Annotated in this window: 16 protein-coding genes and 2 tRNA genes; 7 read left to right on the top strand and 11 right to left on the bottom strand. The window is 42.1% G+C overall.

Annotated elements, in window-relative coordinates:
- The first annotated feature begins 138 nt into the window (after window positions 1-138).
- The 4 genes from GYX91_RS03005 (at window position 139) to GYX91_RS03020 (ending at window position 4,653) form a co-directional block, all read left to right on the top strand.
- A complete protein-coding gene (locus tag GYX91_RS03005) occupies window positions 139-1,275 on the top strand; it encodes a polyamine ABC transporter substrate-binding protein (RefSeq protein WP_174829914.1) in 1,137 nt (378 codons plus the stop codon).
- Window positions 1,276-1,729: 454 nt separating this feature from the next.
- Window positions 1,730-2,482: a 5'/3'-nucleotidase SurE gene (surE, locus tag GYX91_RS03010; RefSeq protein ID WP_037393579.1), complete on the top strand. Its 753-nt coding sequence runs from the start codon at window positions 1,730-1,732 to the stop codon at window positions 2,480-2,482.
- The gene (locus tag GYX91_RS03015; protein WP_037393534.1) at window positions 2,476-3,153 is read left to right on the top strand and encodes a protein-L-isoaspartate(D-aspartate) O-methyltransferase; all 678 of its coding nucleotides are present in this window, start codon (window positions 2,476-2,478) and stop codon (window positions 3,151-3,153) included. The genes surE and GYX91_RS03015 overlap by 7 nt, the downstream gene beginning before the upstream one ends.
- A gap of 456 nt (window positions 3,154-3,609) precedes the next feature.
- The gene (locus GYX91_RS03020; RefSeq protein ID WP_174829915.1) at window positions 3,610-4,653 is read left to right on the top strand and encodes a zinc-dependent alcohol dehydrogenase family protein; all 1,044 of its coding nucleotides are present in this window, start codon (window positions 3,610-3,612) and stop codon (window positions 4,651-4,653) included.
- A gap of 73 nt (window positions 4,654-4,726) precedes the next feature.
- On the opposite strand, the gene GYX91_RS03025 is transcribed toward GYX91_RS03020, so the two are convergent.
- The 11 genes from GYX91_RS03025 to tsaB all read right to left on the bottom strand — a co-directional run bounded on the left by GYX91_RS03025 (window position 4,727) and on the right by tsaB (window position 15,487).
- Complete coding sequence (locus GYX91_RS03025; protein WP_174829916.1) at window positions 4,727-5,737, bottom strand: aldo/keto reductase; 1,011 nt, start codon at window positions 5,735-5,737, stop codon at window positions 4,727-4,729.
- A gap of 191 nt (window positions 5,738-5,928) precedes the next feature.
- Window positions 5,929-6,897, bottom strand: coding sequence for a LysR family transcriptional regulator (locus GYX91_RS03030; protein ID WP_174829917.1), 969 nt, complete (start codon window positions 6,895-6,897; stop codon window positions 5,929-5,931).
- A 624-nt stretch (window positions 6,898-7,521) separates the two neighbouring features.
- Window positions 7,522-8,721 (bottom strand): MFS transporter, encoded by a 1,200-nt coding sequence (locus GYX91_RS03035; protein ID WP_174829918.1) that lies wholly within the window; start codon window positions 8,719-8,721, stop codon window positions 7,522-7,524.
- Window positions 8,722-8,987: 266 nt separating this feature from the next.
- On the bottom strand, window positions 8,988-9,788 hold the full coding sequence (locus GYX91_RS11215) for an ABC transporter permease subunit (protein ID WP_037393524.1): 801 nt from the start codon (window positions 9,786-9,788) through the stop codon (window positions 8,988-8,990).
- Complete coding sequence (locus GYX91_RS03045) at window positions 9,785-10,729, bottom strand: ABC transporter ATP-binding protein (RefSeq protein ID WP_084551808.1); 945 nt, start codon at window positions 10,727-10,729, stop codon at window positions 9,785-9,787. Before GYX91_RS03045 ends, GYX91_RS11215 begins: the two co-directional genes overlap by 4 nt.
- Before the next feature lie 463 nt (window positions 10,730-11,192).
- Window positions 11,193-11,269 (bottom strand) — tRNA-Asp (locus GYX91_RS03050).
- 32 nt (window positions 11,270-11,301) lie between these two features.
- Window positions 11,302-11,377: transfer RNA gene (locus tag GYX91_RS03055), tRNA-Val, on the bottom strand.
- A 65-nt stretch (window positions 11,378-11,442) separates the two neighbouring features.
- The gene (locus GYX91_RS03060; RefSeq protein ID WP_174829971.1) at window positions 11,443-13,416 is read right to left on the bottom strand and encodes a cation:proton antiporter; all 1,974 of its coding nucleotides are present in this window, start codon (window positions 13,414-13,416) and stop codon (window positions 11,443-11,445) included.
- 99 nt (window positions 13,417-13,515) lie between these two features.
- The gene (locus GYX91_RS03065; RefSeq protein ID WP_025330266.1) at window positions 13,516-14,382 is read right to left on the bottom strand and encodes a uracil-DNA glycosylase family protein; all 867 of its coding nucleotides are present in this window, start codon (window positions 14,380-14,382) and stop codon (window positions 13,516-13,518) included.
- Complete coding sequence (gene rimI, locus GYX91_RS03070; RefSeq protein ID WP_025330267.1) at window positions 14,376-14,807, bottom strand: ribosomal protein S18-alanine N-acetyltransferase; 432 nt, start codon at window positions 14,805-14,807, stop codon at window positions 14,376-14,378. Before rimI ends, GYX91_RS03065 begins: the two co-directional genes overlap by 7 nt.
- Window positions 14,804-15,487 (bottom strand): tRNA (adenosine(37)-N6)-threonylcarbamoyltransferase complex dimerization subunit type 1 TsaB, encoded by a 684-nt coding sequence (tsaB, locus tag GYX91_RS03075; RefSeq protein WP_174829919.1) that lies wholly within the window; start codon window positions 15,485-15,487, stop codon window positions 14,804-14,806. The genes rimI and tsaB overlap by 4 nt, the downstream gene beginning before the upstream one ends.
- Before the next feature lie 261 nt (window positions 15,488-15,748).
- Here tsaB and gluQRS point away from each other — a divergent pair, with 261 nt between their 5' ends.
- Genes gluQRS through GYX91_RS03090 form a run of 3 tightly spaced genes read left to right on the top strand, consistent with a single transcriptional unit; the run spans window position 15,749 to window position 20,036 of the window.
- Window positions 15,749-16,642 (top strand): tRNA glutamyl-Q(34) synthetase GluQRS, encoded by an 894-nt coding sequence (gene gluQRS, locus GYX91_RS03080; RefSeq protein ID WP_174829972.1) that lies wholly within the window; start codon window positions 15,749-15,751, stop codon window positions 16,640-16,642.
- 38 nt (window positions 16,643-16,680) lie between these two features.
- Window positions 16,681-18,384 carry a thiol reductant ABC exporter subunit CydD gene (gene cydD / locus GYX91_RS03085; RefSeq protein WP_171991503.1) on the top strand — a complete coding sequence of 568 codons (1,704 nt, stop codon included), beginning with the start codon at window positions 16,681-16,683 and terminating at the stop codon, window positions 18,382-18,384.
- On the top strand, window positions 18,381-20,036 hold the full coding sequence (locus GYX91_RS03090; RefSeq protein ID WP_174829920.1) for an amino acid ABC transporter ATP-binding/permease protein: 1,656 nt from the start codon (window positions 18,381-18,383) through the stop codon (window positions 20,034-20,036). Before cydD ends, GYX91_RS03090 begins: the two co-directional genes overlap by 4 nt.
- Window positions 20,037-20,158 lie beyond the last annotated feature (122 nt).

The following is a 20,158-nucleotide window of genomic DNA, read 5'->3' on the forward strand; positions in this document are numbered from 1 at the left end:
CTGTAATAATTTGCCAAATGCTCTTGCATGGTACGGTATTTCACAGTTTAATGTCGGTTTAGTGGTGGCTGTGCTGGTGCACGTCATAGATACTTGCTTCCTCCCGTTATAACGGGGCATACAAATTGGAAATCGTGTATGAAAAAATTACTGGTATTGTCAGCTATCGTAAGCTTGCTGATAGTTGCCTGCTCGGATGCCGGTACAGCAAATAAAGATGCTGCTTCCAATAACGGAGTCATGAATCCAACTGACCAGCTTAATATCTATAACTGGTCTGACTATGTTGATCCCGATACAGTAAAAAGTTTTGAAAAAGAAAATAATATCAAGGTTCGTTACGATTATTATGATAGTAACGAAACATTGGAGGCCAAAATTCTGATTGGTCGTTCCGGCTATGATCTGGTTGTACCATCCATTGCCAATGTCGGCCGGGAAATTAAAGCCGGTGCTTACCGGCCTGTAGATAAAAGCCAGCTGTCCTATTACAATAATATCGACCCGAATCTGTTGAAAATGATGGATAAGGTAGATCCGGGTAATAAATATGCAGTGCCTTATTTCTGGGGTATTAATACTATCGGTATCAATACCGCTATGGTAGAGAAAGCACTTGATGGCAAATTACCGGATAATCTCTGGGATCTGGTATTTAATCCGGAATATACGCATAAACTGAAAAATTGCGGTATTTCTCTGTTTGACAGCCCTACAGAGCTGTATCCGCTGGCTTTGCATTATTTAGGCAAAGACCCGAACAGCAGTGAACCGGATGATATCCGTGCTGCAACCAATCTGATTAAATCCGTACGTAATGATGTAAAACGTTTTAGCTCATCAGGCTATATTGATGATATGGCTCGCGGTGATCTGTGTGTGGCTACCGGTTACGGTGGTGATTTAAACATCGCTAAAAAACGTGCTGAGGATGCTAAAAGTGGCGTGCATTTACAGGTGCTGGCACCGAAAGAAGGGGTTGGAATCTGGGTTGATTCGTTTATGATTCCTAAAGATGCCCAGAATGTAGCCAATGCTCTGAAATACATCAATTACACACTCGAACCTAAAGTTGCAGCGAAAAATGGTAATTATGTGACTTTTGCACCAGCCAGTAAACCGGCACGAGCACTGATGAGAAGTGAAATTAGTAGCGACCCCAGCATATTTCCCACTCAGGAAGTACTGGATAAGAGTTTTATCGTATCACCGAAATCACAGGATGCTGTGCGTCTGGCTGTGCGCCTGTTCCAGCAGGTAAAAGCAGGGCAGTAGCTGTTTGATATTCGCGCAGGCAGGTTTCAATAAAAAACGAATCGTTCCGGTTCGTTTTTTATTTAGGATGATTAGCTTATCTTAGCGAATCATCGGAACATATAACTCTTTGAATGGGTGTAGTATGCTGATAATGGCAGAATCGTTATAGATATTAGCTGTCAGAATATGGGTAAACACTTATAATCAGAGCCTACAGCACCAGTTCTGACTGCTGAAGGTCAGACAAAATTTGAGAGTGAATATCAGCATATTTTCATATAGCAGATAGTAAATCAATGAAATTATCAGTCATTATCGGAAATAATGGTTTTTTATTCATTTAAAATAAAAGTTTGTTCTGAGATTTACACGCTTAATCTTTAATCTGATTGGCTGCTCACGGCCGGATAAAAAGTGTAAAGAGCAGCAGCGTTAGCAGAATAAAGGTTTTGAAGTTTTAAATGGGATGGTTATGAAAATTTTAATTTGTAATGATGACGGTTATTTATCAGATGGGATTGCTTTACTGGCACAGGTAGCATCTAAATTTGCTGAAATAAGAGTTGTTGCTCCGGAAAGTGATCAGAGCGGCGTAAGCAATTCATTTACTCTGAACCGGCCTCTGTCGATTAAAAAAGCCGCAAACGGTTTTTATTATGTTAATGGCACGCCAACTGACTGTATCCATGTAGCTATGCATACCATGACTGACTTTAAACCTGATTTGGTTTTGTCCGGTATTAATCATGGTGCCAATATGGGTGATGATGTGCTGTATTCCGGTACAGTGGCTGCGGCTACTGAAGCCTTTCTGATGGGTATACCCGCACTGGCATTTTCAATTAATGATCGCAGCGGTGAGTATTGGGCAACGGCTGAAAAAGCCGTCATGACTATTCTGGAAAAAGTATGTGTACAGCCGCCGGCTGAACCAGTTTTATGGAATGTTAATATTCCGGCTGTAAAAGCAGAATCAGTGCAGGGCTATCGTGTGGCTAAACTGGGGCGCCGACACCATGATCAGTGTATCGTGCCGTATAGCAGTCCTCGCGGCGAAACCCTGTATTGGATTGGTGGCGTAGGTGCCGCTGATACTCGCTGGCAGGAAACCGATTTTAGTGATAACGAAGCAGGTTTTATTACCATTACGCCATTATCGCTGGACTTAACTAATTATCAGCAAATGGGTGCAGTCAGTACATTTTTACACGACATACAATGGTGACAGAAGTGGGACAGGGCGTAAGCTGGACCGGATATGAATTCCGGCGTGCACGAATGGTAGAGCGGCTGAAACAAATGGGTATTACCCGTGCTGAAGTATTGTCTGCTATGTCTGCTGTGCCGCGGCATGTATTCGTTGAAGAGGCTTTGCGCTCTCATGCTTATGATGATATGTCTCTGCCGCTGGGTTTAGGGCAAACTATTTCCCAGCCATATACGGTCGCAGTCATGACGCAGTTATTGTTTGCCAGACGGCCAATACAAAATAATCTGCGGATACTGGAAATCGGTACCGGTTGCGGTTATCAGACAGCTATTTTACAGGCACTGGGTTTACGTGAAATTTACTCAATAGAGCGTTTGCGTCCGTTACATGAGCGTGCCAAACAGAATTTACGTGCAGTACGTTTACTGGCTCATGCACGGCTGGTCTGTGGAGATGGTTATCTGGGTTTGCCGCAGGAAGCACCTTTTGATGGCATTATACTGACAGCTGCGCCGAAAGAGGTGCCTTTGCCTTTATTACAGCAACTTTCAATTGGCGGGCGTATGGTTTTACCTCTGGATGAAGGCGGGGTGCAGTTTTTATGGGTAATCGACAAAACTGCTGAAGGTTTTCAGGAAACCTGTGTGCAACAGACTTTATTTGTACCATTGGTAAATGATAATTAAACCAAAAGCATTCTGTCATTTTATTTTGCCGGTTTACATAACCACTTGAATCCAGGCATAGATACAATGCCTGTCAAACTGACTTATCCCCTTTACTGTCAGAAGAGCCTGAAAGAGTAAACGGAATCACAGTATCAAATAACTGAACACCATTAAATGTATAAAAATAGCTAACGTTATGAAATAACGAATAAATAATATAGGTTATGACCAAACCGGTTGCTACTGTGCATTGCTTGATGAAAAACTCAGTAAATAGCGTAAAATAATCTTGTCTTAATATTTTTTAATGAAAAAAATAATGATAGCAAAGAGTTATTGCTAAACAATACAGAAAAAGCTGGAAAAATTCTTTGGCTCCTTCCGGCTTAATCTGAATAGTACTGATTCACTATGTTATATAAAGTGATTTGGCTGTCAGAAACAGGTAAATCACAGTAATCTGGGAAAATAACTATGAAAGTAGCAGTATTCGTTGAACCCGGAAAAGTAGCTATACGGGAAATGAAAAAGCCGGTTATTCAGAAACCTACTGATGCCATTATCCGCATTGTTCGTGCCTGTGTTTGCGGTTCTGATTTATGGTGGTATCGCGGAATCAGTACCTGTGAGCCGGAACGAATTGTCGGCCATGAAGCTATTGGTGTTGTTGAAGCTACCGGCAGCGCAGTAACTCATGTCCGTAATGGTGATTTTGTTATTGTACCGTTTACACATGGTTGTGGTCATTGTGCAGCCTGTAAAGCAGGTTTTGATGGTAATTGTCAGAATAAAGAAGATGAGCGCAACGGCGGGTATCAGGGTGAATATCTGCGCTTTACTAATGCAGACTGGGCTTTGGTGAAAATTCCCGGTCATCCGCAGGATTATTCAGATGCTGTTTTGAATTCGTTACTTACCTTGGCCGATGTTATGGCTACCGGTTATCATGCTGCTGCCAGTGCTGAAGTAAAGCCGGGAGATACGGTAGTGGTGATGGGTGATGGAGCGGTTGGGCTGTGCGGAGTCATCGCGGCGAAACTGCGCGGCGCTGAACGAATTATTGCAATGAGCCGCCATCCTGACCGGGCAAAACTGGCAGAGGAGTTCGGAGCAACTGATATTGTGCCTGAGCGTGGCGATGAAGCGGTAGAAAAAGTGTTGTCGCTTACCCGGCAGGCTGGTGCTGATGCAGTATTGGAATGTGTGGGAACTCAGCAATCACTGCAAACAGCAGTTGCAGTAGCCCGTCCCGGAGCAATTGTTGGTTGTGTTGGTATACAGCATGACACAGAAATTAAAACCAGCGATGTTTTCTGGCGGAATATCGGATTACGCGGCGGTATTGCCAGTGTCACCACTTATGATAAAAATTTATTACTGCAAGCTGTATTAAATGAAGAAATTCAGCCGGGGAAAGTATTTACCCATCGGTTTGATTTAACCGATATTCAGGCTGCCTATCAGGCTATGGATCAGCGTCAGGCAATTAAATCATTAGTTATTGTCAGCCATGAATAATAGATAACTCCCGCAGCTTAACAAGCTGCGGGAGTTATCTGTATGAACGGCAACGCTTATTCTATCTATCTGATCAGAAAATTCCTTTCATGCCTTCCGGTGTATAGCGTTCTCCCTGAATATTGATATGATTTTTCAGATCGTTCAATATCTGAATATCTGCTGTATCCAGTTTTAACTGGCAAGCCTGATTATTTTCATTCAGGTATTTTTCACTTTTGGTTCCCGGTATCGGTACAATATGTTCCCATTGAGCGAGCAGCCAGGCCAGTGCGATTTGACCCATAGTGCAATTATATTTAACAGTCATGGGTTCTAATGCCTGAAGCAAACGTTTGTTATGTTCCAGATTATCATCCTGAAAACGTGGGTTGGTACGGCGGAAATCATTTTCAGCCAATTCATTTTTATTCTGGATTTTACCGGTCAGAAAACCGCGCCCGAGAGGTGAGTAGGGTACAAGACCGATATTTAATTCTTTCAGTAATGACAGCACTGAATCATCTTCTATATGACGTGTCCACAGCGAATATTCTGTTTGTACCACATCAACCGGATGAACTGCATGGGCACGCTGCAAAACAGGGGCAGAAACTTCACATAAACCGATATGGGCTATTTTCCCTGCCTGTACCAGTTCTGCCAGAGTCTGCATTGTATCTTCAATTGCAGCATTAGGATCTAAACGATGAATATAAAATAAATCGATCTGCTCAATGCCGAGTCTGGCCAGAGAGTCATCGCAACATTGTTTAATATATTCAGGGTGGTTATTAATGTTGCGGTTATAGCCGGAAGTATTGTTTCTATCAATACCGCATTTGGTTGCGATAGTAAGCTGTGCCCGTACTGAAGCAGGCAGAGTTTTCAGTACTGAACCGATCAGTTTTTCGTTTTCACCCCGACCATACATATCTGCTGTGTCAATCAGCGTAACACCGCTATCAATAACCTTGTGCATCATTGTGCGGGCATGTGCTGTATCCATATCACCATAAAATTCGCTCAGACCCATTGCTCCATAGCCCATTGCAGATACGGTAATGTTTTGTCCAAGTTTTCGTTGTGGTAAAGAATGGCTCATTATTTTCTATCCTCAGATTAGTTATATCTGAAACGCTTAATCAAATAATGCTTTTATTCGACTGCGGTCAGATAATTGTTAATTACTGATAGTGATAGTAAATAATTAATCTTGCTAAGAGAAATATAAAATCATTGATATAAAAAATATATCAATGATTTGAATTTCACAACCTTCCGGAAATATACATGTCACAATGGGGTATTAACTTTATTATGGTGCTTAAAATACTCAATAATAGTTTGTATCACAGTATTTTCAGCCTGCTGATGCCAGAGCAGATGTATATCGATTGATAGTTGCTGTTCATACTCAGTAGTTAATTTTTTATATACCACTCCCGGGATATGTGCCTGTGCCATAGAAGCCGGAAGTAATAACATGCCTCTGCCCATGGCAATTTCCATCAGCATGGTTAAGAAATTAGGTAATTTCGGTTGTAAAACCAGAGAAGCAGTTAAGTTGCTGATGACTTTTTGCAGTTGATCATACAATCCCGGATTCTGGTACCGTTTACACCAGTACAGAGGTAAGTCTGTTACTGTATTTAAATCTATTTCATCCCGTGAACAGGCAGGGTGGTTTTCAGGTAAGGCCAGTACCAGTTTTTCCTGATAGACTAATAAACTATTTGCCTGATCATTATTTTTTTTATAATCTGAAATAATAACCAGATCAATATTGCTTTTATTAAATTCAGCTAATAGCTCTTTTGAAGAGTAGTCTTGCTGCAAAAGATCGATGTTTGGCTGGAATTTATTAATAAATTCGCTGAATAGCGGAATAAAATTAAAACCCAGAATTTTAGTTATGCCAACAGTTATTCTGTCTGTCGAATAATTATTAACATTGGTTATGGCCATAGATAAGCCTTCCAGCCAGTTTCTGGCTTTGTCTCTGAATTGTCTTCCCTGTTCAGTAAGCATGACATAGCGGGTATTACGTACTAATAAAGTAGTTTGCAGCTTTTCTTCCAGCTCTTTGATTTGCATTGATAACGGAGGCTGACTAATACCCAGTCTGCTGGCAGCTTTGCGAAAATTGCCTTCTTCACATACTGCCAGAAAATATTGCAATTGTCGGACTGTTGGCAGATGTCGGCTGTAAATGGCGGAGTTATCGAGATTATGTTCTGTCTGAGCAGGTAATTGATTATACATATTTCCCCTGATTCATTGTTGTGCATCCGTTCGCAATTAAACTGTATAAGCGACAATATTTTCGTCAATCAGACTGGAAAAGCACATCATGCGAATGTTTAATGGAAATGATTTAAAAAAAATCAAATCTAAAATTAAATTATCTGCAGGTAATTATTGATATCGTCGGGAATCATAACAGAAAAGATATAGTTAATGTTAGTATGAAAGTTAACGAGAAAATATTAATTAAATCTATAGAAACTAATAATGAAGAAATAATACCAAATAATCTGGTGTAACAATCGTATGGAAAACTAAATATATGGTTTATAGATATCGGCTAAGCTGATTATCAATTATGCATTGGCTGGATCAGCAGAAAACAGATATTGTTGAAAATAAGTTGTGTCAGTTTCGCTTCTGAATTCGTTTAGCTATTTTATTTAATAACAGAATCTCAAATATTGTCTGCAAAAGCTCTGCACTATCAAAGGCAATTGCTGTCGGAGTATTGAGCCCGGAACTGATCATTTTAAATTTTCCACACTTAATCATCAATAAATCAGCAAAATATAAATATCAAGAATGATAATAATTTTTTTTCATAACGAGTTTCCTTATTAATAAATTCCTGTATTTTTATTATTTATGATTATTGTTAATAAGTTGAATACCAACTAACGCTAAGATTAGATTTAACGTTGATAACAGAACACAAATGGCAATTACTCCACTCCAGATCATGTTTTGATAAACTATACCTAATAGATAAGTGCCAATACTGCCTCCTGCCAAACACGAAAGTAAATATAAAGACGAAATCGCACCGCGCGAATTAATTGGCACAATTTTATTAAGCATGGCTATAACTAATGGCTGAATGCCAAATACAAATAAAAACAAAGCAAAAATCCCGAATCCGATAACATATATTGCTGAGCTATAACCAATAGTCACAACCGATATACATACAGCTAGCAAACAGATGATTAAGAGAGACCGTTCTTTGATAATCTGTGATAATTTACCAGTAATTATGGTGCCAATAACCGCACTCAGACCGGCAAAATTAAGCCAGCCTAAAGTTGTTGCAGACAAATAAAAAGGTGAACTTTTCAAATAAAAAGTAAGTAATGAAGACAATCCTAAATAAACAAAAAATAGTAAAAAGCCGACTAATAAAAAAATAACTACCGTTTTATCAAGTAATAATTTAATTGCTGCTAGATAAGTACCCCGTACACTATTAGCTGAAGGTTGGATTATTGAGCGTTTTATACCGTAAGGGACAAAAAAACATGTTGCAGTTATCAAACCCGCATAAATAATAAATGCAACTTGCCAAGACCAAAGATCGGTCAGCATTGCGACTATACTTCGGCTAAAAATCATGCCCACAATAGAAGCTGAAATCATCATTCCCATTGCTTGTGGTAACTTATGGTTAGGCGTGTTTTTAGCTGTATAAGCGAATAATGCCGCAGGAACAGCAGCGGCGAAAAAACCGATTAATGACATGGTGACCAAATACAACGTAAAAGAATCAACAATCACCGATAAAAATAAACAACAAACAGTTCCAATACTACCGACTAAAACTAACAACTTTGTCGAAACTTTGTCCGAAAGCGGGCCATAAATAAAAAAAGAAATGGCATAAAAAAAGCAAGATAAGCTGAATACATTTCTCGCTGCTAAAATATCGATATGATAGCTTTGAGAGATCTCTTGAAAAATAAGTTGGCTGATATAAACCGACCCGACTAACAGCATGATTAATAATGCTGATAACATTAAATTCGGTTTTGTCTGTACAAGATTTTCTTTAGACTTTGCTTCCATGAACAAAATCCCGATTAGCGAGTGATTGAGTTCAAGACAGGTTAACTAACAAAAAAAGAATTGAGAAATATATAATTTGTTATACGAAATTCGTATTGTAGAAAAAACAAGATAAACCAATGTAAAAAGCAAAGACCTCAATCATACTAATCTGATTGAGGTAGATAAATTGCAAAATAGCATAAAGGGCAGACTGAAAATATCATTTAAATTACTGAATTATTAAATAATATTTTGAAGCCTGACCTTTAAAATTTTAGTGTCTGTTAGTTGGATAATGAAATATCACGCCGTCTGAATATCAATGTGGCTATCAGGAAAAAAATCAATGCATAGACAATATTGGCTGCCAAGGTAATAAAAAATTCACTCTGGACAGACTGATCAACTGTTTTAGAAATTAACTCAATCAAATAGCTGTTTACATTTAATGGGCTTAATTTGTATATCCATCCGTCTTCAGGTAAATGAAGGTAGAAAAAGTTGATTAGTCTCCACAGACCACTAGCAAAGAAATAATACACAATACAGCTACCGGTTATGAGTGCACTGCTGTTAAATACGGAAGAAAGCATCAGAGCAAAAGCAGTAAAAAATATTGTAATGGCTAATATGAATATGCTGTATATTCCAGTGTACTTTAATACGATGCTAATTTCCGGTATTTGGTGAATTGTCAGTATATGTATTAATAAACAAATAATTACAGATACAATCAGAAAAACAGACATTAATATAGTAATCGCTGCAATTTTAGCCAGTAATATTTTGTAGCGCTGATAAGGACGGGTCAGAATAAATTTAACTGTTCCTTTGGATATTTCAGAACTTAGAATATTAGATGCATAAATAATAGAGATAAAATTAATAAATTTGTAACAAATAGTGATACTATATAAAAAGACTTGGTTACTATCATTTTTAGAAATTGAATGTGATGTATGAGTGACCACAAAATGCATAGTGCTGAAATAAATAATTAGTATCAATAATAATATTATGGGTATGATAATGACACTTCGGGTGTTTTTAAGGTATTTACGCCATTCATTAATTAGTAATTTCATTTGTTGACCTTTTGTTGATTATCGTTTTTTATGCTTTGCAGAAAAGAATCTTCCAGAGAGTAATGAGTCAGCTTCAAACCAATTAAGGGAATATCATGTTGAACAAGAAGTCTGGCAATTTCTGCACGCGGATCGTGGTCAGTTGAATCAGTTGCAATTTCAAGATTATTGAGCTGACGGGTAACCTGATACCCGTTGTTCAGCAGAATTTTTTCTGCCGGTGCTAAATCTCCGTCTACTTCGATATGAATAATGTTATTGGATTTACCCAGAAAATCACTCATTGTTCCCGCATAGACCTGTCTGCCCTGATTAACGATAAAAATATCATTAACAATTTCCTGAAGCTCGGAAAGCAGGTGGCTGGAAATAATAATGCTGTTTCCATGCTGAACAAAATTTTTCATCAATGTACGAAAATCTTTCATTCCTTCCGGATCAAGACCATTCATGGGTTCATCCAGAATTAATACTTTAGGCTGATGAATAGTTGCGTTTGCGACGCCTAATCTTTGGCGCATACCCAGAGAATAGCCTTTGACTTTTTGGTGTTCTGCACCTTTAAGCCCGGTTCTGGTTAATGTTTGCATTAAATCATCTTTACTGATTGACTGACGGCTCATATCAGCAAAAATTTGCAGATTATTGAAACCGGACATGTAATTATAGAATTCCGGATTTTCAATGATGGTACCAAGATTAAAAGCTGCTTTTTCAAAGTCTTTTTGTATATTGTGTCCACAGATTTTAATGTCTCCGGAAGTGGGAAACATCAGACCTGTGAGTATTTTCAGCATAGTGGTTTTGCCGGCACCATTGGGGCCTAAAAAGCCCATAATCCGACCGGGTGCAATCTTGAAAGAAATGTTATCCAGAATCTTCCTGTTTTTAATTTTTTTGCTAACATTTTTAACTTCAATGAGATAATTGATTTTTCCCACTCTAAACCTTTCTTGTTCAGGGAGTTAAATTTATTGACTTTGTCGATGTTATGTGAGTAAAGCAATACCTGTCTTTATGGTGTACGGAATTTTTATTTTCCTTATTCATAATAATGTATTATACATAATTTAACAATATTAGAATGTCTGGTTTATTGGTAGTTTATTCAGTCTGGACATGCTGAATATAAATTGAGTGTTGCTTTTGAATCTTTTTTATGTAATGAATCAGATAAATAGCTAAGCAGAAAAAATCTGACTGAAATAATTTTTTGCCGTAATCAAAATTATCTATCAGAAAAATTCTGGGAATGAGGCATAAATGATCTGATTAAAGGATATCTGTTCTATAAAGATTATGTATTTAAATATTCGGGTTTGACGTAATAGGTTATCTGAAAAATGTTTGTACATAATGAAATAATAAAAAAGCACAGCTTATGCTGTGCTTTTTTATTTAATTTGGCGCGGCGGACGGGGCTCGAACCCGCGACCCCCGGCGTGACAGGCCGGTACTCTAACCAACTGAGCTACCACCGCGCAAGTTTTATGCAATGCATAAAACAGAAAACTGGTGGGTGATGACGGAGTCGAACCGCCGACATTCTGCTTGTAAGGCAGACGCTCTACCAACTGAGCTAATCACCCCTGCTTGGGAAAGACGCTATTAAACCAGATATGCCGTTCGCTGGCAAGTACTAGTTATGAAAAAATTAGTTCGTTCCCTGTAGTGACCAGTTTTCAAAAAGAATTACTTTGTCTCTGGGACCAAGTACAACCAGGGTATCTGCATTTTTAAAACGGAATTCAGAGTCAAATTTGCGTAATTGATGAGCATTGCGGCGTACTGAGAGCAGTTTTACTTTCAATTTGTCCAGCGGAAGGTCGTCTACACTTTTACCTACCAGAAAAGCATCTGGCGGCAGAGTGAAAGCCTGACGGAAATAATGGATATTCTCATCAGAGACGGTGTCATCACTACCGGCAAATAAACCTTCAAGTGCCTGATAACGGTTTTGACGAATACGCTGCATGATTTGATAGACTTCATCAAACGGTTTGCCTGAGCTTAATAATGCCTGACTGGCGAGTGTAAGGCTGGATTCTTTTTCATCAGAAACGATGTCGTCTGCCCCCATATTGGTTAGCACAGGAATGTTGTCGTCGTTGGTAACGCGCACAATTACCGGCATGGTAGGGGCAATCAGCATAATATTATTGAGAATATGCTTAGCCTCTGTCATGTTGTTGATGGTAATCAGTACGGTATTGGCACGTTTTAATCCGGCTGCCTGTAATACTTCCTGCCGTTTGGCATCACCGAAGGTGACCGGTTCACCGGCAGCTTTGGCTGTGGCAACCCGTTCAGCATCCAGATCAATGGCATAGTAGGGTGTAGCCTCCTGTTGCAGGATACGGGCAATGCTCTGACCGCAGCGGCCGAAACCGATAATGAGAATATGGTCAGATTTGCTCATGGTATCTACCAGTATGCTCTGTAAATCAACTGCCTGTTCGTCCCAGCTGCGTTTAACCAGCAGTTTATTGATTTTATCTGCACTTCGCATAATAAAGGGTGCCAGTATCATGGAAAGCAGGATGGCGGCAATGGCTGCTTGTTGCAGCTCAAGAGAAATGAGTTTTAATGCGCCACTAATGGCCAGCATAACAAAGCCGAATTCACCACCCTGAGCGAGATACAAAGCTGTTTTAATGCTGTCGCCGGTTTTTTCTTTCATGTAGCGGCTAATGCCAAATAGTACCGCTGCTTTCAGAATAACCAGCAGTGCTCCCAGTATCAGTATCATTAACCAGCTTGATTGTAAAACTTGTATATTCAGTTTCATGCCGATGGTAATGAAGAAGAAGCCGAGCAGAATGTCCCGGAAGGGGCGAATGTCATCTTCTACCTGATAGCGGTATTCGGTTTCTGATATCAGCATACCGGCAACAAAGGCGCCCAGTGCCAGTGACAGACCGGCCAGCTGAGTAAGATAAGCAACTCCGAGAGTGACCAGCAAAACGTTAATCATGAAGAGTTCGCTGGATTTGGTGCGGGCAATCAGACGGAACCACATAGGCATGATTTTACTGCCGACCACCAGCAGCAGACCTAAGGCAAGTGCCATGGTAAGCAGGGCTTTGCCCATTTGCAGGATCAGACCGTCACTGCTGTGAGCCAGAGCAGGTAATAAAATCATCAATGGAACGACGGCAATATCCTGCATCAGCAGTACGCCCATAATCATGTGGCCGTAATGCTGTCCCAGTTCGTTTTTTTCTACCATAATGCGGCTGACAATAGCCGTCGAAGACATAGTCATGGCTGCGGCAAGGGTAAACGCCCATGTCAGCTGAATACGCATGGCTGCAAACAGGATAAAAAGTATCAACAGGGTAAGTGCGACCTGTAATCCGCCTAAACCAAGCACCAGCCTGCGCATGGCCTTAAGTTTGCCGATGGAAAACTCAAGCCCGATGCTGAACATAAGAAAAGTAATGCCGATTTCTCCGATAAATTCGGTGGCATGACTCTGATTAATTAAATGCAGCCAGCCAGGACCGGCTATGAAGCCAACTACCAGGTAGCCTAGCATGGCGGGAATGTGTAAACGTCGGCAGATGATAGAGGCCAAAACAGCCACCAAAAGAATCATCACGACAGGGCCAAGAGAAATATGCATAATATATTGATTTTATTTAATTAAAATTTTATTATCATATTTTAACATAGATGTTTTGGCTTGTGCGGACTTATACCTTATAAAGATACATTTTTTAACAGATTATTGTAAGAAATTGCGCAATTGTTTAAGTGCTGTCCATGCATTGGCTTTTAAATGGCTTTGACGCAATAATCGTGCAGGGTGGGGCGATATTACGTAAGGAATATTGTGCAGATTGTGTGCCAGTATTGTCTGGTCGAGCTGGCTGAATATCTGCCCGAGCAGCAGAATAGCCTGAGGCCGGATATGTTCGATCTGAGCATTCAGATAAGGCAAACAGGCTTGCAGATGCTCATCAGTAATGCGCAGGCTGACATTAGGCGCACACTTCACCTGACTGGTAAAAAAAACTTCTTCAGCAGTAATATTGATGGCTGCCAGCATATTGCTGAGCAATTTGCCGACTTCTCCGCTGAAAAGCTGCCTGCTGCTGTCGTCGGGCGGTGCAGGATTAGAGCTGATAACCAGAAGCCGTGCATTGCTTGCACCATATCCCGGAAGTGGAGTGCAGCGCTCCTGATGCAAATTGCAGCGAGTGCATGCAGCCAGTGTTGCCGGAATGGATTCGAAGCTGATATTTAATTTATCACTTGTGGTAATGGGGCTGATTTTGCTAGTGTTATCTTCTTTGGTAATCTGTGTTACAGATTCAGTTGCCGGCTGATTGATAATTTGCCGAAGTGCGTCACGATGCCGGTTGGCTGGCTGAGTTGCAGTAATATCAGCCGGCGACGTCTGGTGAGAAGTTCTCACTGGTTGTGAACGGACAGAATTGTCCGGAACAGAGCGCGCAACAGGCCGGGTATCGTTTTTTACTGGCGTATTTGTTTCTGTAATTTCGGAAGGTATCAGATAAGCAGTTTGTGATAACCACATGGGGCCGAGACCCAGCGCTTCGTGCAGATAAAGATAGCGGCTGTCTAGCATGGTTTTTCCATTAATACAGCATCATCACCATTCTGGTAATAATTTTTACGTATGCCACAGGATACAAAACCATTGTTTGTATACAGTTGCAGTGCACCGGAATTGCCGGCACGCACTTCAAGCAATATCCGGTTCAGATGCTGTTGCTTTGCATGCTGGAATAAATGTTCCAGTAATTGTTGTGCATAACCCTGCCGTCTGAAATCAGGATGGGTGTCAAGCAAATGAATTTCGGCTTCCCCCGGCAGTTTTTGCCAGACCAGCATGCTGACAATTCCATGCACAGGCAGGTCGATTACCCATACAGGCTGTGGTGCATAAACGGTATTGGCCAGTTGTGTTGCTGACCATGGCGCCGGATTACACTGTTTTTCAAGCTCATGCAGAGCGGCGACATCAGCGAGAGTGGCGGCACGGATATTCATGCTATCTGACTCGCAGTTCGTCTGGCAGCCTGTTCGGCAGCTGTCAGAGCAATTTTATTGCGGACATAATGCAGGCTGGCATGAGCAGCATCAGTTGCTTTGTAACGACCGGATAAGGCCAGTTGCACATACTCCTGAGCTCCGGGCATAAGATTCTGCCCTGATACGGGTAAATTGATATTCAGCCCGTAAGCATTACCGATACCTGTAGCCTGATGCTGACCGGCCGGCAGACAGATGCTTTCGGCAGTACCCACCAGATAATCACTCAGACGTTTATGATTATGGGTGTCATACCATGCATAGAATAGTTCGTTCATACGTGCGTCTGTTGCGGCCAGTACGCAAGGCTGATCCGGTGCAAGAGCAGCTACAGCATCCAGACAGGGAATGCCAATCAGTGGCAGACTGAATGGCAATGCTAAACCAGTAGCTACACCCAGACCAATGCGTAATCCGGTGAAAGCACCGGGGCCTTGTGCGTAAATGATGGCATCCAGCTGAGACAGTATCAGTCCGGATTCTGCCAGTAACTGCTGTATACGCGGTAATATCAGTTCAGACTGTTTTGCACCGGCTGCTTCGCAGATGCTGTAAGTATGTCCGTTGTAATGCAGTCCCAGTGACAGATAACTGGTGCTGGTATCGATTACAAGCAGACGTGAATCATTGCTAATCATGATGTGTTAATGTATTCGGATAAATTGAATTATACCGTTTTATGCCTTTATTTTTTAGGTTAAATATTGTGCCAGAGTAAAGTTATAGGTAAGGGTAATAAATGCTATTTTTGGGTAATTTTTTGATAAATAATTGTTTATATTCTATATTTAGTTATTAATTATCACGGCTGGTTTGTACTTTTTCGGGTGTGATGTTAAGTTATATTAGCTGTGCCGGCTGTGAAATTGAATTAAGAATGGAAGTTGTTTGTGGATGAGTTGTATGTAGGGCGTTTTGCCCCCAGCCCTACCGGTTTGTTGCATATTGGTTCGCTGCTTACTGCGGTAGCTTCTTATTTGGATGCGCGCAGCCGGCAGGGACGCTGGCTTGTGCGGATGGAAGATCTGGATCCGCCACGTGAAATGCCGGGTGCAGCAGCAGCTATTTTATCTGCACTGGAAGCTTTTGAACTGCACTGGGATGGTGAAGTTATTTATCAAAGCAAGCGTCATCACCTTTATGCTGCGGCTTTGGCGCAGTTAAAGGCGCAAGGACTGGTGTATCCATGCTTTTGCAGCCGAAAAACGATACAGGCTGAAGCACAGGGCATGGGTACGGATGGTTTTATTTATGGCGGACATTGTGCATCTTTGAATGCAGATAAGTTTGTCTGTTCAGAGAAAATGCCGGCATGGCGTTTGCGAACTGGTACAGATATAACCGGTTTTACGGATGCAATACAAGGTTATAAGCAACAGTGTTTATTCAGAGATGTGGGCGATTTTGTTTTGTTGCGGGCAGATGGTTTCTGGGCTTATCAACTGGCGGTCGTAGTTGATGATGCGGATCAGGGAATCAATCATGTAGTACGCGGTCAGGATTTGTTATTATCTACCCCCCGTCAGATTTATTTACAGCAGTTACTGGGTTTTTCACAGCCGGCTTATGCTCATTTACCGTTGCTGACTAATACGCTGGGACAAAAATGGTCAAAACAGACGCAGGCACCTGCATTAGATTTGCGCCGGCGTGAAACTTTACTGCGGCAGGTTCTCACTTATCTCGGGCAGCCGCAGGCACCAGAGGTGGATAGTCTGTCTGATTTGCTGAGCTGGGCGGTACAGCACTGGCAGCTTAAGCGTATTTCACCACAGGCAATTGCAACAAATTAATGCTGATAGAAAGTTTTAGACAACGAGGGAGAAAAGGGTTGGTTCGAAGTAACTTACATGCATCTGCTCCGCGATTTTATCTGCGCTTATGGCAAAAACGACAACACCGCTCATACCGGCTGGCATGGGTGCTGATGGTTACCGCAGCCGTATTAATTATTGTACAGAGTGCTCTACTGGCTAACCTTTTTGCTTTGTGGCTTAATGGAGAGGATGTAACTGAGACTTTATTTCAGTTTTTACCTTATCTATTAATCTGCTGGCTGTTGCGGCCGTTACTGAACTATTTTAAAGACCGGTTGCTATTACGGGCAAGTGTGGCAATCAGATTACAGTTGCGCAGTCAGTTAATGAAAGCACTGGCATTACTGGGACCTGAGCGTAGCCAGTATGGCAGTGATGGAGCTCTGTCTACAATGGTTCTGGAACAGGTAGATGCTCTGGATGGATATTTAAGCCGTTATGTTCTGCAACAGCAACTTGCAGTACTGATGCCGGTACTGATTGCTGCGGCTACCTGTTTTTATAGTCCATTTGCTGCTGCACTATTATTGCTGACTGCGCCACTGGTTCCGATTTTTATGATTTTGCTCGGACAGGCGGCAGCACGTAAAAATCGTGCGCAGTTTTCAGCACTGGCGGCTTTAAGCGGACGTTTTCTGGATTTGCTGCGGGGTCTGCCCACGTTACGTCGTTTAGGTGCTCAGTTGCAGGCACAGAAGACTATTGATGCCGCTGCTGAGTCTTATCGGGTGCGAACAATGGCGGTATTACGGCTGGCATTTCTGTCTACAGCCGTTCTGGAACTGTTTGCTTCGCTGGCGATCGCACTGGTGGCTGTGTATCTGGGTCTCGGACTGCTGGGTGTATTGCCCTGGGCAAACGGACAAATACCGGTACCTTATCAGGGGGCATTATTTATTTTATTGCTGGCGCCGGAATTTTATGCACCATTGCGTCAGCTTGGTGCTGATTATCATGATAAAGCTAAGGCAGAGGCAGCAGCCGAGACATTAATGCCACTATATAAAGTGGTCGAAAATATTCCTGCTGTTTCTGAAGAAGTTGATTTTGTATTGCAAACACCTCCCAGTTTGCGTGCAGATTATCTGGTGGTATACGGACGTGATGAACGTATCCGTCTGCCGCAATTCAGTTTTTGCATAGAAGCCGGAGAACGTGTTCTGCTCAGAGGAGCGAGTGGGAGTGGAAAATCCAGTCTGCTGCAGGCCTTACTGGGGTTTGCTCCTTACTCTGGTACTTTATGGATTAATCAGCATAATTATGCTGAATTAAATTTACCGCTATTACGGCAGTCGGTGGCTTATCTGGCACAGACGCCACCAATATTGTCACTATCAGTTGCCGAAAATTTGCGGCTGGCCAGCCCGGATGCTACGGATGAAGAATTGCAGCAGGTACTGCAACAAGTAGGACTATGGGTATTAATTCAGCGTTTACCTCATCAAATGGATACACAACTGGGTGAGCGTGGTCGTGGAATGTCCGGCGGACAGCTACAACGACTGGCGCTGGCACAAATGCTGTTACGAAAAGCACCGTTATGGCTGCTGGATGAACCAACCGCTCATCTGGATGCGCAAACAGCATCGGAAATTATGCAGTTGCTGGCGCAGCTGAGTATCGGTAAAACGGTTATACTCGTTAGTCATGATATTAGTTTTGCCGGATGGGTTGATAGGGAAATCATGCTGACTGACCGGCAGGAGCAATTACGATGAAGCGTTATCATTTGTTATGGTCACAACAGCAGCTGAAACTGTCTAATTTATTGCTGAGTCGCAAGAGTGCCTGGTTACTGGCATGGTTATTAGGGCAGGTAACAGCTATAGCCAGTATCGGACTGCTGGCTCTGTCCGGCTGGTTTATTACTGCTGCCGGGTTGGCCGGAATAATAAGTCTGGCAACAGCTTACACCTTTAACTATTTTACTCCGGCAGGGGTGATCCGTTTGCTGGCGATTGTGCGTACCGCGGGGCGCTATGGTGAGCGTCTTGGTTCACATGATGCAGTACTGGGTCTTCTGGCTGATTTACGCAGCGGGCTGTTTTCTCGTCTGGCTACAGGTAAACAGCAGCAACAGAACGCTCTGCGGCAGATGCATTCTTTACTGAGTGATATTGAATTGCTGAATAACTGGCCGCTTAATGTTGTATTGCCATGGTTATGGGCATTATTCATGTTGCTGGGCATTCTGGGGCTAACTTTAATTGTGGCCGGCAGCAAACTGACATTGTATCTGTCTATTCCATTATTTCTGGCAACTGTCGTGATTCCGGCATTGGCTGCACTGTACGGACAAAACTGGGGCAAACAGCAGGCAGGATTGGCTGAAAAGCGGCGTACAGCTTTATTGCAACCGCTTGAAGCAATAACAGCTTTGTTGCAATGGCAGCAATGGTCACGCTTTGCAACGGTTTTTCATGCCGAAGATCAATATTATGTCTCTGGCCAGTTGCATCAGCAGCAACTGGCAGGAAGAGTAGTATTGTTACAGCAGGTATTGATGGCTGCAGCAGTGGCTGTTTTGTTATGGCTGGGAAGTGAGCGTTTCGGTGGCGATGCAAACCTTTCAGTAGCCATGTTGCTGGCGCTGGTGCTGGCTGTATTTGGTTTTACAGAACTGGTGCTGGTACTGGGTATGAATATGATGACCTATGGTCTGTGTCAGGCTGCATGCATACGTCTTAATGCAATTACGCCCGCACTGACTGTTGAAGAATCAGATAAAAAGCCTTTACCGGCACAACTGCATTTACAGGCGCGTGCATTACAGGCACGCTGGCCGGATGCGCTGAACGGAGCGGAAAATGTCAGTTTTGATTTGGTTAACGGTAATATTTTGTTGCTGCAAGGAGCATCTGGTGCCGGGAAATCAACTTTGCTGGCAGTATTAGCGGGGGAACTGGAACCAGCAGCAGGGGAATTGTGTTGTAATCAGCAACCGTTTTCAGTATGGCAGTGGCAGGGAGAGGTGGGTTATCTGGCTCAGCAACTTGATATATTTGATTTAACTCTGGCTGAGAATCTGCGTTTGGGTAAAGCTGATGCTACTGAGGATGAGCTATGGTCAGTGCTTTCCAGCGTCGGGCTGGCTGTATGGGCTGAAAATCAGCCCCAGCTTCTGGAGACACGTCTGGGAGAGTATGGAGCAGCTGTGTCCGGAGGGCAGGCTCGTCGCATTGCTCTGGCGCGTTTACTGCTGCGTCCTTATAAAATACTGATACTGGATGAACCGTTTGCCGGTATTGATGAGCAGGCACAGGCAGAGCTGGCTTCTGTGCTGCAACAGCATCAGCGGCAAGGTATTCTGATTGTAGCAAGCCATCAGACTAATCCGTGGTCTGAGGCTCAGATTTTGCAAATAAATTGAATAAATTCTGAATAAATTTTTAGCTGATTTACTTTTCTGGCAGCCATTTTGTGGCTGCCTTTATTTGATCTAGATCAAAAAAATAACTAATAACAAATTTTAACAAAGACATTGTATTATAA

The sequence above is a fragment of the Snodgrassella sp. ESL0304 genome (assembly GCF_013344995.1).
GTDB classification, from domain to species: domain Bacteria; phylum Pseudomonadota; class Gammaproteobacteria; order Burkholderiales; family Neisseriaceae; genus Snodgrassella; species Snodgrassella alvi.

Bases quoted from the DNA above. Each gene is read 5' to 3' on its own strand.
- GYX91_RS03005 (WP_174829914.1), top strand. From the start codon at position 139: ATGAAAAAATTACTGGTATTGTCAGCTATCGTAAGCTTGCTGATAGTT.
- surE (WP_037393579.1), top strand. From the start codon at position 1,730: ATGAAAATTTTAATTTGTAATGATGACGGTTATTTATCAGATGGGATT.
- GYX91_RS03015 (WP_037393534.1), top strand. From the start codon at position 2,476: ATGGTGACAGAAGTGGGACAGGGCGTAAGCTGGACCGGATATGAATTC.
- GYX91_RS03020 (WP_174829915.1), top strand. From the start codon at position 3,610: ATGAAAGTAGCAGTATTCGTTGAACCCGGAAAAGTAGCTATACGGGAA.
- GYX91_RS03025 (WP_174829916.1), bottom strand. From the start codon at position 5,737: ATGAGCCATTCTTTACCACAACGAAAACTTGGACAAAACATTACCGTA.
- GYX91_RS03030 (WP_174829917.1), bottom strand. From the start codon at position 6,897: ATGTATAATCAATTACCTGCTCAGACAGAACATAATCTCGATAACTCC.
- GYX91_RS03035 (WP_174829918.1), bottom strand. From the start codon at position 8,721: ATGGAAGCAAAGTCTAAAGAAAATCTTGTACAGACAAAACCGAATTTA.
- GYX91_RS11215 (WP_037393524.1), bottom strand. From the start codon at position 9,788: ATGAAATTACTAATTAATGAATGGCGTAAATACCTTAAAAACACCCGA.
- GYX91_RS03065 (WP_025330266.1), bottom strand. From the start codon at position 14,382: ATGCTAGACAGCCGCTATCTTTATCTGCACGAAGCGCTGGGTCTCGGC.
- rimI (WP_025330267.1), bottom strand. From the start codon at position 14,807: ATGAATATCCGTGCCGCCACTCTCGCTGATGTCGCCGCTCTGCATGAG.
- tsaB (WP_174829919.1), bottom strand. From the start codon at position 15,487: ATGATTAGCAATGATTCACGTCTGCTTGTAATCGATACCAGCACCAGT.
- GYX91_RS03090 (WP_174829920.1), top strand. From the start codon at position 18,381: ATGAAGCGTTATCATTTGTTATGGTCACAACAGCAGCTGAAACTGTCT.